Source organism: Gordonia sp. ALPHA1B1 (genome assembly GCF_005502615.1).
GTDB lineage: Bacteria > Actinomycetota > Actinomycetes > Mycobacteriales > Mycobacteriaceae > Gordonia > Gordonia hongkongensis.
The window spans coordinates 1-13,745 of the sequence record NZ_SCOC01000041.1 but is presented as its reverse complement, the minus strand read 5'-3'; the positions used below and the strand labels follow the sequence as shown (position 1 = coordinate 13,745).

The following is a 13,745-nucleotide window of genomic DNA, read 5'->3' as shown; positions in this document are numbered from 1 at the left end:
GAACCGGCCGTCGTCGGCGTAGGCGGCCCCGTCGGAGGACACATCTCCTGGGATCACGCCGACGAACTCGTCCACCGAGATTGGGGTGCAACCGTGGCAATCATCGAGCAGGTAGGTGCGCGTGAGATTCTCGATTCGCGGGGCAACCCGACGGTCGAGGTCGAGGTCGTCCTGGATGACGGCACCTTCACCCGGGCCGCCGTGCCGTCCGGGGCGTCGACCGGCGAACACGAGGCCGTCGAACTGCGCGACGGTGGCGACCGGTACCTGGGCAAGGGCGTCACCAAGGCCGTCGAGGGTGTCCTCGGGGAACTGGCCCCGGCTGTGATCGGGATCGAGGCCGAGGAACAGCGCCTGGTCGACCAGGCACTGCTCGACTGCGACGGCACCCCCGACAAGAGCCGTATCGGCGCCAACGCGCTGCTCGGTGTCTCGCTCGCGGTCGCCAAGGGCGCGGCCGAATCGGCCGGGCTGCCGCTGTTCCGTTACATCGGCGGACCCAACGCCCACATCCTGCCGGTGCCGATGATGAACATCATCAACGGTGGCGAGCACGCCGACAACGGCATCGACTTCCAGGAATTCATGATCGCCCCGGTCGGCGCGCCGACCTTCAAGGAGGCGCTGCGGTGCGGTGCCGAGGTCTACCACGCCCTCAAGGGCGTCCTGAGCAAGCAGGGCATGAGCACCGCACTCGGCGACGAGGGTGGCTTCGCCCCCGACCTGCCCAACACCGAGGCGGCCATCGCGGTCATCGGTGAGGCGGTCGGCAAGGCCGGCTACAACTTCGGCCGCGACGTCGTCATCGCGCTCGACGCCGCAGCGACCGAGTTCTTCTCGAACGGTGCCTACAAGCTCGAGGGCAAGGAACTCGGCGCCGACGAGATGGTGTCGTTCTACGAGAAGCTCATCAGCGACTTCCCGATCGTCTCGATCGAGGACGGTCTGTCCGAGGACGACTGGGACGGCTGGGCCAAGCTGACCGAGTCGATCGGCGATCGGGTGCAGCTCGTCGGTGACGACCTGTTCGTCACCAACCCCGAGCGTCTCGAGGAGGGGATCTCCAAGGGCATCGCCAACGCACTGCTCGTGAAGGTGAACCAGATTGGCACCCTGACCGAGACCCTCGACGCCGTCGCACTCGCGCACAACAACGGCTACAAGACGATGATGAGTCACCGGTCCGGTGAGACCGAGGACACCACCATCGCCGACCTCGCCGTCGCCTGCAGCTGTGGACAGATCAAGACCGGCGCCCCGGCCCGCTCCGAGCGCGTCGCCAAGTACAACCAGCTGCTGCGGATCGAGGAAGGACTCGGCGACGCGGCACGGTACGCGGGCGACCTCGCCTTCCCGCGTTTCTCGTTTGGTTCGTGATTAGCTGTCTGCATGGCTTCGCAGCGACGTCACCGCGGTGACGGGCGTCAGCGTGGGCGCGATCGTCGGGTAGACGCGCGCTCACGCGAACGCGCCCGTCGCACGCGGCGGCACGCTCGTCCTGCGTCGTCGGCGGCGCCCGAGGAAGCGGTCGAGGCGGCCGGGCACGAAGTTCCCGCCGATCTCGACGCACCGGTCGCCGACGAGACCTCGGATTCCGGGGTCCGTCGGGTGGCGCCGGAGCGTGTGCCGCGAACCCGCCGTCGTCCGACCCGCGCCGGCATCGGCGCCCGCCTGCGTGGTGTCGAGATGACCCCGGCCGGCCTTGCGACGCTCGTCATCACCGTCGTGGTGGTGTGCGTGGTGGCACTGACCCTCGCGATGCCGCTGCGGACGTACTTCAGTCAGCGTTCGGAATTCCGTCAGCTGACCGCGTCGAACGAGCAGCTGCAACGCGAGGTCGCGGACTATCAGCAGAAGGTCAACGAGCAGAACGATCCCGCCTACATCGAGGCCCAGGCGCGGACGCGTCTGCAGTTCGTCAAACCAGGAGAGATCCCGCTCGTGATGTTGTTCCCCGCCGACGAGGCACGGCGCGAGGCCGCCGAACGTGCCGAAGAGCGCGCTCGCGCACCGTGGTACGGAAATCTGTGGGACACCCTGTCGACCCCTCCCGGCGTGCAGTGAGTTCCTCCTCCGGCCACGGTGTCTCCGCGGAGGATCTCGCCACGGTGGCCGCCCAGCTCGGACGCGAACCGCGCGGGGTCCTCGAGATCAGCTACCGCACACCTGACGGGAAGCCCGCGGTCGTCAAGACCGCGCCCCGGCTGCCCGACGGCACACCGTTCCCGACGTTGTACTACCTGACCGATCCGCGTCTGACCGCCGAGGCGAGCCGCCAGGAGTCGGCCGGTGTCATGAAGGGCATGACCGCGCGCCTGCACGACGACGCCGAACTCGCCGCGGCGTACCGCCGTGCGCACGAGGACTATCTCGCCGAACGCGACGCGATCGAACCCCTCGGCACCGATTTCACCGGTGGCGGTATGCCGGACCGGGTGAAGTGCCTGCACGTCCTGATCGCGCACTCCCTCGCCAAGGGTCCGGGACTCAATCCGCTCGGTGACGAGGCGGTGGCGCTCGCGGCCGCGAACGGGTTGCGCGGCACCGCGATTCCGGAGGACTGGCCCGAGCCGTCGGACGCGGGGACCGACGAGTGACCGTCGTCGGAGCCGTGGACTGCGGCACCAACTCGATCCGCCTGCTCGTGGCGAAGCCGGGCCCGGACGGGCGCCTCGTCGATCTCCATCGTGAGATGCGTGTGGTCCGACTGGGTTACGGCGTCGACGCGACCGGGATGTTCGCCGCGGAATCGATCGAGCGGACGCGCGTCGCCCTCAGCGACTATGTCGACACGATGGAAGCGCTCGGCGTCGAGAGAGTGCGGATGGTCGCCACCTCCGCGACCCGTGACGCGTCGAATCGCGACGAGTTCTTCGCCATGACCGCCGATCTGCTCGGGTGCGTGTCCACCGGCGCGATCGCCGAGGTCATCACCGGCGACGAGGAGGCGCGGCTGTCGTTCCGCGGGGCAGTCGGCGAATTGGATGCGGCGGATGGGCCGTTCGTGGTCACCGACCTCGGCGGCGGTTCGACGGAAGTCGTCCTGGGCGATGCGGACGGGGTGACCGCGGCGTACTCGGCCGACATCGGGTGTGTTCGGCTGACCGAGCGTGCTCTGCCGTCCGACCCGCCCACGCCGGCCGAACTGGCCGCGGCGACCGAGTTCGTGCGCGAACGTCTCGCCGAGGCGTTCGCCGCGGTGCCGGTTCAGTCCGCTCGCACCTGGGTGGGCGTCGCCGGCACGATGACGACGCTCGCCGCGCTCGGTGCCGGCCTCCCCGAGTACGACTCGGACGCGATCCATCTGTCGACGATCTCGCTGCCCGAACTCGACCGGGTCTGCCGGAACCTGATCGGTATGACACGCGCCGACCGCGCGGCGCTCGGACCGATGCACCCCGGGCGCGTTGACGTCATCGGCGGCGGATCACTGATCACCCTCGAGCTCGCGAGAGTGCTGTCGGAAAGTGCCGGTATCGACGAACTCGTCGTGAGCGAACACGACATCCTCGACGGGATCGCGTTGGGAATACTCGACTGAGCGGTGCTCGATCCAGTTACCATGCGTCGCATGGCATATAACCTGCGTTGCCCCTGCGGTGAGTCCATCACGGCCCTCGAAGCCGACTTCGTGCCGTCGGTCCAGGCCCACCTCGCCGCCGAACATCCCGGCCGCGACTACAGCGAGACCGAGATCATGATGATGGCCATGACCGTTCCCGACCGTTCGGTGAAGTCCGACGGCTGAGCGGCGTCGGATCAGACGGCAGCCGGATCGCGCAGCGAGATGTTGTTGCACGCCTCGCAGACCGACTCGGGGATGACACCGCGGCGCTGCAGGAATCCGAAGATCGTGCAGCCCAGGCAGAAGCCGAAGACGGCCTCGAGCGTAGCGGCGGCGATCAGCACGCCCGTGGCGAGTTGGGCGGCGAGCCCGTAGCCGAGCAGGCTGAGCACGAAGGCGGTCCCGCTGACGACGAGGCCGATGGTCTGGGCGAACCGCTTGGGCGGCCCAGGGACCAGCTTCTCCTTGCGGATGATCTTCGGCACGAGGAAGCGCACCGAGAGTTGCCCGAAAGGCGACAGGGTCGGTCCCGATGCCACACGCAGCGCGAACCCCAGGGCGAGGATGCCATAGAGCACGGGCGTGTTCACCGACACCGCGATGATCGCGAGGACGACGACCAACCCGGCGGTACTGCGCGCGGCGTAGTCGTTGACCGGGTTCGGGAACGTGAGGACAGAGCGCACCGACATCGGGCAACAACCTCCGGAGAGCGGGGACAATCGCCGACCAAGGTACGTGCGACGGCCCCATCGGGCAACGATTGCGCCCAGGGTGAATCGATCGGTGCCGGTCAGGACCCTGCGGTCGGGTCCATTCGCGGCTCGGACGCGGCGATGTCCCGCGGGTCGTCGACGTCCGGTTCGTCCTTGTCGGTCTCGCCGCCGTCGGAGGCGAGTTCCGCCTCGCGGAAGACCTCGCCCTCTTGGTCGATACCGGTCTGCTCACCGACGTCGATGCGGTCTGGCAGTTCGTCCATGTCCACTCCGGTCACCTCTCTGGCCTGTTCGGATTCGGCGTACGGGGCCGAGGTGTCCACCTCGGACGATGCGTCCGCGAACTCGGCGTCGATGATGCCGCTCGCGTCGTATCGCGGGTGGGCGTCGGCTTTGGCCTTGCGGGCGGCCTCGCGCATCTCGAACCCGTCGGTCACGATCTCACCGATCTCGCGGGTCACGCCCGCGACGGCTCCGGTGATGATGGTCGCTATGCGGCCGACGTGGGTGGCCGTGGACTCGATCAATTCCTGGAACAGATCCTTGTTGCGTTCGATGCTGTCGACCATCGCTTCGGGAATCCCCCTGCAGTTGGTTGCGGCTGGAGCCTGATCGGTGTGCCCAGAGCCTACCCCCGGGGCACACCGATCAAACCGGCGTCAGGCGACCGAGGCGGGCTTCTCGCGCTCGACGATGACGGTGAGATCGTTGTCGTCGCGCGTCATCCAGTTGGGCAGCGACAGCTTCGCGATCTTCTTCCAGGTCGACGCGAGCTGGTGGCTCAGCGAGCCGGTGTTGTACGGCAGTCCGTAGCGTTCGCAGATCTCCTGGACCTCCGCGGACATCTCGGGGTAGCGACTGGCGGGGATGTCGGGGAAGAGGTGGTGCTCGATCTGGTGCGAGAGGTTGCCGCTCATCACATGGAACAACGGGCTGCCGGTGATGTTGGCCGAACCGAGCATCTGCCGCAGGTACCACTGGCCCCGCGTCTCGTTCTGGCACTCCTCGGACGTGAATGTCTGCGCACCGCTGGGGAAGTGGCCACAGAAGATGATCGAGTAGGTCCACACGTTGCGCACCAGGTTGGCGGTCGCGTTACCGATGAGGGTCGGGACGAACAGCGGGCCCGTGAGCGCGGGGAAGACGACGTAGTCCTTGAGGACCTGACGACCGGCCTTGCGCCACATGCCTTTCACCAGGCCCTTGATGTCACTCCACTTGCGCTTGCCGGCGATGACGTTCTCGGCTTCGAGGTCGTGCAGCATGACGCCCCACTCGAAGAGCAGCATGAGTGCGGTCGCGTAGCCGAGGTTGCCCAGGTAGTAGGGGTTCCACTTCTGGTCGCGGTCCATTCGCAGGATGCCGTAACCGATGTCGCGGTCCTCACCCAGGATGTTGGTGAAGGTGTGGTGCAGGTAGTTGTGGCTGTGCTTCCACTGATCGGCCGGACAGACGGTGTCCCACTCGAACTCGCGGGAGTTGTAGGTGTCCTCGCGCATCCAGTCGTACTGACCGTGCATGACGTTGTGGCCGATCTCCATGTTGTCGAGGATCTTCGACACCGAGAGGGCGCCTACCGCGGCGATCCACGCGGGCGGGAAGAACCCGAGGTACATGAGCGCGCGTCCGCCGATCTCGAAGCCGCGCTGGGCACGGATCACCGAGTAGAGGTAGTCGCGGTCCTTCTGACCCAGGTCGGCGACGATCCGGGCCCGCAGGGCGTCGAGGTCCCGCCCGAGCGCCTCGACCTGCTCGTAGGACATGACGACGGTGTTGGGATCGTCCACGACCTTCTGGTCGGCGCCGACGCGGTGCAGCGCGGGCAGGTTGTCGTCGATGGTGGTCTCGATGTCACGGCTGATGTCGATGGTCATGGCATTGCCTCCTTCTCGGAGAGGAGATGTGGCTGGGAAGGGTGGATCTGGGGGATCAGCTCGTGGACATCAGATGTCGATGTCGACCGAGCCGACCGGCGCGCTGATGCACAGCTGGATCTGGGTGTCGGACTCGTCGTCGATCTCGCCGGTGAGGACGTTGCGGGTGCACCCCGACTTCTTCGTCGCGACGCAGGAGAAGCAGATCCCCATCCGGCACCCGGATTCGGGCGTGAGCCCGGCCGTTTCGGCCTGGTCCAGGATCGGACGGCCGTCGTTGGTCGCCGACGTCCCCGACGAGGAGAACGTGACCTCGCCCTCGACGGAGTCGGGGTCGACGGCGGGGATGACCGGCGCGAAGGCCTCGCTGTGCAACGGCTGGCTGATGGCGAGTTCGGCATGGACCCGTGCGACCTCGTCCATGAGGGCGGCGGGGCCGCAGACGAACACGTCGGCGTCGGACAACCCCGGGATTCCCTCGAGGTGGTCGGCGCTGAAGTGTCCGTCGTCGCGCGTGTGGTACACGCGCAGGTCGAACCGGGGATGGCTGTCCGCGAGCTCACGCAGCTCGTCGCGGTAGGCGACGTCGGCCGGGGTGCGCGCATAGTGCACGAACGTGATCGGTCCCGCGTACCGTCGGGCGACGAGTGTTCGCGCCATTGAGAGTACAGGTGTAATCCCGCTGCCGCCGCTGACGAAGACCGCCGACGTCGGGTCGGTGTCGGGAAGCACGAACTCGCCGTCGGCGGCGGACAGCCCGACGACGTCCCCGGCGCGGGCGTGCTCACGAAGGTGGGTGGACACGAAACCGTCGTCGTGTGCGGTGATGGTCAGCTCGATCTCGCCGTGCGGGCCCGCGGCGGCGTTGGCCGGCGAGAAGCAGCGGGTGTGCCGAACGCCGTCGATGACGACCTTGAGCTGCACGAACTGGCCGGCCTCGTGGCCTCGCCACTGACGGGTCGGACGAATGGTGAGGCGGACGGTGCGCGCCGTGGGACGCTCGACACGGGTGATCTCGCCGCGCAGATCGCGCCAGGTGATCATCGGATCGAGCAACTCGAGGTAGCGGTCGACCGGATGCGGCGACAGCGCTGCCTCCACGATCGAACCGACCAGACGGCTCCACCGGCCGGGCTCGGCGCCGGTGTCGGCGCGGGTCTGGTCCTGGGGTGTGCGGATGCTCATGGGCTGGGCTCCGTTCGGTCTGTTTCGGTGTACATGTGTACACCGGCAAGTGTGACACAGCGCGATGGTCGATCGTCAAGTGTTCGCTGATGTGACTGCCGTCACGACACCGCCTGTGCCTCTCCGCCGCGTCGGCCGACCCGACGCATAGACTCGGATGCGTGACACGCACGCGAGAGCCGAGCCGGCGCGATGCGCAGACCCGTGCGGACCGCAAGAACCAGACGCGACAGGCGTTGCTGGACACCACGCGGTCACTGGTCGGCGAGCGCAGTTTCGGCAGCATCAGCCTCCGTGAGGTCGCCCGTGGCGCCGGGATCGTGCCGACCGCCTTCTATCGCCACTTCGCATCGATGGAGGATCTCGGGGTCACCGTCGTCGAGGACTCGATGCGCGTCCTGCGACGGGCGCTGCGTGAGGGACGACGCGACCTGGCGGCGCGTGACGCCCTGCCCACCGCACAGAACTCGCTGGCCATCCTGCTGCGGCACGTCCGCGAGAACGAGTCGCAATTCCGGTTCCTGGTGCGCGAGCAGCGGGGCGGCATCGCCGAGATCCGTCGTGCGATCGACACCGAACTCCGGTTGTTCTCCAAGGAACTCGCGATCGATCTCGCCCGGATGCCGGACCTGGCACGGTGGCAATCAGACGACCTCGAACTGGCAGCGGAGCTGATCGTCATCATCATGCTCACCGCGGTGGCCGATCTGCTCGACGGTGAGTATCGCGGACGTTCCGCCGAGCAGGAGATCGTCGAGCGCACCGAGCGGCAACTCGTGATGGTCTTCCTCGGCATGGGTCAATGGCGTCCATCGACCGACTGAGCTGCGGGGATCGGACGCCCTGGTAGTCGCCGACCTACAGGTTGTCCGCGCTCTCGGTGAGTCCCGACCCGCCGGGCGGGAGTAGCGGGCAAGGTGGCAGCGGGGAGGAGTAGACCACATTGGTGGTGACGCTGCCGAGGGTTCCGACCATGCCGCTGACCCGTTCCAGGTGCTTCATGTCGGTGGCGACGACCTTCATGATGAAACAGTCGTCGCCGGTGACGTGATGCGCCTCGATGACTTCGGGTAGCCCTGCGAGCAGGGTGTGCAATGGCTCGTACCTGCTGCTGGGATACCGCAGCCGTAGGAAGGCCAGGATCGCGAACCCGAGCCGCTCGGGGTCGACGCTGGCGCTGTAGCCGCTGATCACCCCGGATTCTTCGAGGCGGCGCACGCGCTCGGCTGTGGCGCTGTGACTCATCGTGATCTGCCGGGCCAGTTCTGCAATGCTCTGCCGTCCGTTAGCTTGAAGCGACGTCAGGATTGCCGTGTCGACCCTGTCGGATTCGAAAGTGAGATTCTTCGCCATCGAGCGAGAATGCCATGAAAGTACCGGCGACTGCGACAAGGTACCGGGATGTCGCCCTTCCGTTGGCGAACGGACGTGAATAGCGTCGAGGCATGCCAGATACGCCGTCATCAGACCTCTTGATATCCCACTTCGCGCGCAAGCTCGGCTTCGAGACCGATGCCTCCGACGTGCACGCCGATCAGGAACGCGGTGTGAACTTCGTCTTGATCGACTCACGAGGTGAGGCGGCGTGGGCGCAGGGGCGCATCGTCGGAGCCGTGCACATGCCGACGGCACAGATCGCCGCGCGCGCCGTCGACGAGATAGCAACGAGCACACCGGTTGTGACGTACTGCTGGGGGCCCGGATGCAATGGTTCGACGCGGGCCGCGCTGGAGTTCGCCAAGCTGGGTTACCGGGTCAAGGAGATGATCGGCGGTTACGAATACTGGGCGCGCGAGGGCTACCCCGTCGAGAATGGTCACAGCCGGATCATCCGGTCCAAAGACCCGCTCACCGCGCCACTGGACTCGGTGGTCTGCGACTGCTGAAACAGTCGTATCCGCCGACGCCTAGCGGCCGGGCCCCGCGGTTGTCGATTTGCCCTCAGGGCGATTTCAACTGTGGTCCGTCGACGCGATGGTGCCCGACACTGGGCCGAGGCACCGCGCCGGCCCACTCGCCTCGAGGCGGGAGTCGAGGCGGTGTCGTGCTCGTCACGTGCCGACCCGACCGAAAGGTGCCCTCGCGGTGTCTCTGCATTTCCACTGGTTCCTGCCCACCTACGGCGACTCGCGCAATCTGATCGCGGGCGGCCACGGCAGCCAGATGACAGGGGACCGGCCGGCCGATCTGCGGTACCTCAAACAGCTCGCCGGCGCCGCCGAGGCCAACGGCTTCGAAGCCGTCCTGACCCCGGCAGGTCTCTGGTGCGAGGACGCCTGGCTGACCACCGCCGCTCTGATCGACGCCACCGAGAGCCTCAAATTCCTGGTCGCGTTCCGCCCCGGGCTCATCTCGCCGACGCTGGCCGCCCAGATGGCCGCCACGTTCCAGTGGCATTCGCAGGGCCGCCTGCTGGTCAACGTCGTCACCGGCGGCGAGTCGAGTGAACAGCGCGCCTTCGGCGACTTCCTCGCGAAGAACGCGCGGTACGAGCGTTGCGACGAGTACCTGGAGATCATCCGCCGGCTCTGGACCGAGGAAGAGCCCGTCGACGTGGTGGGGAAGTACCTGCGCGTCGAGGGTGCGCAGCTCGGACGTCGTCCCGATCCGACGCCGGAGATCTTCTTCGGCGGATCGTCGCCGGCCGCCGGTGACGTCGCCGCCAAGCACGCCGACACCTACCTCACCTGGGGCGAACGTCCGGACGCGGTGGCTGAGAAGATCGCGTGGGTCAACGGTCTCGCGGCCGCGCAGGGCCGGGAACTCTCGCACGGCATCCGTTTTCACGTGATCGCCCGCGAGACGTCGGAGCAGGCCTGGGCCGAGGCGGCCCGTCTGCTCGGTGCGCTCGATCCGGCGCAGGTCGCGACCGCCCAGCAGAATCTGGCGCGCTCGGAGTCCGAGGGCCAGCAACGTATGTCCGAACTCCACGGTCGTGGAGCCGGTTTCGCCGACCACAACGATCCGCACTCGCTGGAGATCCACCCCGGCGTGTGGGCCGGGGTCGGACTCGTCCGTGGTGGTGCGGGTACGGCGCTGGTCGGCTCCTACGACGAAGTGGCCGCACTCATCGCCGAGTACGCCGCGCTCGGACTCGACCACTTCATCCTGTCGGGCTATCCGCATCTCGAAGAGGCGTACCACTTCGGCGACGGGGTCCGGCCCGCTCTCGCCCGGCTCGGACTGCTCGACCCGGCGTCGGCCGGCCCGTCCGAGGCCGTGCGCACCGCGTTCCTGCCGCGTTTGCAGGCCGCATCATCCTGATCGACAACACTTTTCACCTTCACCACGTCCCTTCTCGCCTTGTAACCGACACCTCGCGGAGGTAGCCATGTCCACCGAGTCCATCGCGGACCAGATCAAGTTCGCCTACTGGGTGCCCAACGTCAGCGGTGGCCTGGTCACCAGCACCATCGAGCAACGCACCGGCTGGGACTACGACTACAACGTCAAACTCGCGCAGACCGCCGAGAACAACGGTTTCGAGTACGCGCTGTCGCAGGTGCGGTACGAGGCGAGCTACGGAGCCGAATACCAGCACGAATCCACCAGTTTCAGCCTCGCACTCCTGCTCGCCACGCAGCGGCTGAAGGTGATCGCGGCGGTGCACCCGGGGCTCTGGCATCCGGCCGTCCTGGCCAAGCTCGGCGCCACCGCCGACCATCTGTCCAAGGGTCGCTTCGCGATCAACGTCGTCAGCGGCTGGTTCAAGGACGAGTTCACCCACCTCGGCGAGCCGTGGCTCGAGCACGACGAGCGGTACCGGCGCAGCGGAGAGTTCCTCGAGGTGATCCGCAAGATCTGGACCGAGGACGAGGTCGACTACCGCGGCGACTTCTACCGCATCCACGACTTCACGCTGAAGCCCAAGCCGCTCAACACCGTCGAGCGTCCGAACCCCGAGCTGTTCCAGGGCGGGAACTCCTCGGCCGCCCGCAACAACGGCGGACGGTACGCGGACTGGTACTTCTCCAACGGCAAGGACTTCGACGGCGTGACCGAGCAGCTCGACGACCTCCGCGCCGTCGCACGTGCCCACGAGCGCGAGGTGAAGTTCGGGCTCAACGGCTTCATCATCGCGCGGGACACCGAGAAAGAGGCCCGCGACACTCTGCGCGAGATCGTCGAGAAGGCGAATCGCCCTGCGGTGGAGGGCTTCCGGGACGCCGTCCAGCAGGCCGGGAACTCGACAGGCGACAAGAAGGGCATGTGGGCCGACTCGTCGTTCGAGGACCTCGTCCAGTACAACGACGGCTTCCGGACCCAGCTGATCGGCACCCCGGAGCAGGTGGCCGAACGCATCGTCGCCTACAAGCGTCTGGGCGTCGACCTGATCCTCGGCGGCTTCCTGCACTTCCAGGAGGAGATCGAGTACTTCGGTGAGAAGGTGCTGCCTCTGGTGCGCGAGATCGAGGGCGCCCAGAGCGACACCGCCCCGACGCCTGCGGGAGTGGCGTGACCGCAGTGAGCCAGGCGCGGGTCCGGTCCGCCGTGCGGATCGGGTCCGAGGCCGAGGCGCTGTCGATCGCGCGCGAATTGGCCGCCGAATTCGCGGTCGGGGCGGCCGAGCGCGACCGCGAACGTCGGTTGCCCCATGCCGAGATCGACCGTCTGTCGCAGTCGGGGCTGCTGGCACTCACCGTCCCGGCTCGGTTCGGCGGTCTCGACCTGCGTCCCAGTGCGCTCGCCGAGGTGGTGTCCATCCTGGCCGCCGCGGACGCGAGCATCGCGCAGATCCCGCACAGCCACTTCGTCTACCTCAACCTCGTCCGCCTGTCCGCGGGAGAAGTGTTGCAGGAGCGCATCTTCGCCGACGTCCTCGCGGGTGGACGGGTGGCCAACGCGCAGTCCGAGCGGGGCGGCAAGACCATCGCCGACATCTCGACACGGTTGAGTCCGGTGGCCGATCGAGCATCGACGCGTTTCGTCCTCGAGGGTGAGAAGTTCTATTGCACCGGTTCGTTGTTCGCGGACACCCTCGCCGTCCTCGCGCGGCTGGACGTCGCCGTCGGCGACCTCGCACCCGGGGAGTACGTGGCTTTCGTCCCGGCCGATGCCGACGGTGTGAAGATCGTCGACGACTGGGATGCGGTGGGACAGCGCACGACCGGCTCGGGGACCGTCCGGTTCAGCGGGGTCGGCCTGGGTTTCGCGGATCTGGTGGCGCGCGCACCGGCAACATCTGCGCCCACCGGTTACGGCGCCTTCGCCCAGCTGCTCCATGTGGCGATCGACGTCGGTATCGCCCGCGGTGCGCTGCGCGCGGCGTCGGAGTTCGTGCGTACGAAGTCGCGACCGTGGTTCGAGGCGAATGTCGAACGAGCAGTGGATGATCCGCTGTTGGTGCAGCGCTTCGGCGAGTTGGAGGTCGAGGTCGCGACCGCCGAGGCGACCCTCGCCGCGGCCGGTCGAAGAGTCGACGCGGCGGTGGGAGGTACCCCGGAATCGCCCTCGCGCGAGTTGGTCGCGGAGGCCTCGATCGCAGTCGCGACGGCGAAGGTGGTGGCCGACCGGGTGGCCCCCTCGGTGGCGTCGGCCCTGTTCGAGGTGAGCGGGACCCGCAGTGCCGCCGGTGGCGGGGGTCTGGATCGCTTCTGGCGCGACGCCCGGACGCACACGCTGCACGACCCCGTGCGATGGAAGTACCAGCACATCGGGCGCTGGGTTCTGCGCGGCGAGGAGCCGCCCCTGCACGGCGTGATCTGACCGGGGGGCGTCCGGCGTCGGCGTCAGAGGTAGCGGCCGACGAGCGGCACGGCCTTCTTCGGGGTTTTCGCGTTGAAACCGTCGCCGATCGCACGCAGTTTCCACTCGCCGCCGTCGCGGGAGATGACCGCCATCGCGACCGCGGTGAACGGCATCCCGCCCTTGAGGGTGTAACGGGCCAGCTCGGCGGAGGTCGTCTCGTCGACGAGCCGGCAGTAGGCGTTCTCGATCTTCTCGAACGTGTGGCCCCGGTACGACGTGACGATGAACATCAACGCGTCGATCTGGGGTGGGACCGACTGCAGCGCAACGCGGATGACCTCGTCGTCGCCCTCGCCTTCACCGGTGAGGTTGTCGCCGGAGTGCAGGATCGAACGGTTCTTGCTGTTGAGGTGACCGTAGTAGACGGTCTCGACGCATTTCCCGCCCGAGAACATGAGCACCGAGGCGTCGAGGTCGATCGAGCCCCCGCGCCCGAATCCGCCGCGCACCGGATCCCACCCGAGTCCCATCTGGATGTCGGTGAGTGCCACGCCACCCTCCTTGCGGAGGGTGACCTTCTGGCCTTTCGCCAGGCTCACCGGGGCACCCTTGCGCAGGCTGACCTCGGCGGGCTGCGCCGGGGGTGCGGGAGCAGGCGGTGCGGGTGCCGGGGGCGCGGGAGTGGGCGGCGCCGCCGGCACCCGCACCGCCTGCTCC

16 protein-coding genes are annotated in these 13,745 nt (G+C 67.6%); 10 read left to right on the top strand and 6 right to left on the bottom strand.

Going from position 1 to position 13,745, the window contains the following annotated elements; genetic code table 11:
* Nucleotides 1–93 precede the first annotated feature (93 nt).
* Genes eno through FFS52_RS23730 form a run of 5 tightly spaced genes read left to right on the top strand, consistent with a single transcriptional unit; the run spans nt 94 to nt 3,748 of the window.
* Complete coding sequence (gene eno / locus FFS52_RS20120) at nt 94–1,377, top strand: phosphopyruvate hydratase (protein WP_058250807.1); 1,284 nt, start codon at nt 94–96, stop codon at nt 1,375–1,377.
* A 12-nt stretch (nt 1,378–1,389) separates the two neighbouring features.
* Nucleotides 1,390–2,064, top strand: a complete 675-nt coding sequence (locus tag FFS52_RS20115; RefSeq protein WP_137810721.1) for a septum formation initiator family protein — start codon at nt 1,390–1,392, stop codon at nt 2,062–2,064.
* Nucleotides 2,061–2,597 carry a DUF501 domain-containing protein gene (locus FFS52_RS20110; RefSeq protein ID WP_137810720.1) on the top strand — a complete coding sequence of 179 codons (537 nt, stop codon included), beginning with the start codon at nt 2,061–2,063 and terminating at the stop codon, nt 2,595–2,597. The genes FFS52_RS20115 and FFS52_RS20110 overlap by 4 nt, the downstream gene beginning before the upstream one ends.
* The gene (locus FFS52_RS20105) at nt 2,594–3,541 is read left to right on the top strand and encodes a Ppx/GppA phosphatase family protein (protein ID WP_137810719.1); all 948 of its coding nucleotides are present in this window, start codon (nt 2,594–2,596) and stop codon (nt 3,539–3,541) included. The genes FFS52_RS20110 and FFS52_RS20105 overlap by 4 nt, the downstream gene beginning before the upstream one ends.
* A gap of 30 nt (nt 3,542–3,571) precedes the next feature.
* Complete coding sequence (locus FFS52_RS23730) at nt 3,572–3,748, top strand: hypothetical protein (protein ID WP_171011688.1); 177 nt, start codon at nt 3,572–3,574, stop codon at nt 3,746–3,748.
* A gap of 11 nt (nt 3,749–3,759) precedes the next feature.
* Here FFS52_RS23730 and FFS52_RS20100 read toward each other — a convergent pair whose 3' ends face one another.
* From FFS52_RS20100 to FFS52_RS20085, 4 genes are all read right to left on the bottom strand, one after another.
* Nucleotides 3,760–4,257 (bottom strand): DUF4395 domain-containing protein, encoded by a 498-nt coding sequence (locus FFS52_RS20100; protein WP_065631995.1) that lies wholly within the window; start codon nt 4,255–4,257, stop codon nt 3,760–3,762.
* Between the two features lie 101 nt (nt 4,258–4,358).
* Nucleotides 4,359–4,850 carry a hypothetical protein gene (locus tag FFS52_RS20095; protein WP_137810718.1) on the bottom strand — a complete coding sequence of 164 codons (492 nt, stop codon included), beginning with the start codon at nt 4,848–4,850 and terminating at the stop codon, nt 4,359–4,361.
* A 90-nt stretch (nt 4,851–4,940) separates the two neighbouring features.
* A complete protein-coding gene (locus tag FFS52_RS20090; RefSeq protein ID WP_137810717.1) occupies nt 4,941–6,155 on the bottom strand; it encodes an acyl-CoA desaturase in 1,215 nt (404 codons plus the stop codon).
* A 69-nt stretch (nt 6,156–6,224) separates the two neighbouring features.
* On the bottom strand, nt 6,225–7,340 hold the full coding sequence (locus FFS52_RS20085; RefSeq protein WP_137810716.1) for a ferredoxin reductase: 1,116 nt from the start codon (nt 7,338–7,340) through the stop codon (nt 6,225–6,227).
* A gap of 161 nt (nt 7,341–7,501) precedes the next feature.
* Between FFS52_RS20085 and FFS52_RS20080 the strand changes: the two genes are divergently transcribed.
* Nucleotides 7,502–8,164 carry a TetR family transcriptional regulator gene (locus tag FFS52_RS20080; protein ID WP_065631999.1) on the top strand — a complete coding sequence of 221 codons (663 nt, stop codon included), beginning with the start codon at nt 7,502–7,504 and terminating at the stop codon, nt 8,162–8,164.
* Between the two features lie 34 nt (nt 8,165–8,198).
* Here the strand turns inward: FFS52_RS20080 and FFS52_RS20075 are convergent, their stop codons facing one another.
* A complete protein-coding gene (locus FFS52_RS20075; protein ID WP_137810715.1) occupies nt 8,199–8,693 on the bottom strand; it encodes an Lrp/AsnC family transcriptional regulator in 495 nt (164 codons plus the stop codon).
* A 92-nt stretch (nt 8,694–8,785) separates the two neighbouring features.
* On the opposite strand from FFS52_RS20075, the gene FFS52_RS20070 reads away from it, so the two are divergent.
* From FFS52_RS20070 to FFS52_RS20055, 4 genes are all read left to right on the top strand, one after another.
* A complete protein-coding gene (locus FFS52_RS20070) occupies nt 8,786–9,226 on the top strand; it encodes a rhodanese-like domain-containing protein (RefSeq protein WP_137810714.1) in 441 nt (146 codons plus the stop codon).
* A gap of 199 nt (nt 9,227–9,425) precedes the next feature.
* Nucleotides 9,426–10,604 carry an LLM class flavin-dependent oxidoreductase gene (locus FFS52_RS20065; protein ID WP_137810713.1) on the top strand — a complete coding sequence of 393 codons (1,179 nt, stop codon included), beginning with the start codon at nt 9,426–9,428 and terminating at the stop codon, nt 10,602–10,604.
* Between the two features lie 67 nt (nt 10,605–10,671).
* Entirely contained in the window at nt 10,672–11,799 is a 1,128-nt protein-coding gene (sfnG, locus tag FFS52_RS20060; protein ID WP_058250796.1) for a dimethylsulfone monooxygenase SfnG, read from the top strand.
* On the top strand, nt 11,796–13,046 hold the full coding sequence (locus tag FFS52_RS20055; protein WP_065632003.1) for an SfnB family sulfur acquisition oxidoreductase: 1,251 nt from the start codon (nt 11,796–11,798) through the stop codon (nt 13,044–13,046). Before sfnG ends, FFS52_RS20055 begins: the two co-directional genes overlap by 4 nt.
* Nucleotides 13,047–13,069: 23 nt before the next feature.
* Here FFS52_RS20055 and FFS52_RS20050 read toward each other — a convergent pair.
* The coding region (locus tag FFS52_RS20050) for a TerD family protein (protein ID WP_137810712.1) at nt 13,070–13,745 on the bottom strand (676 nt) is incomplete at its 5' end.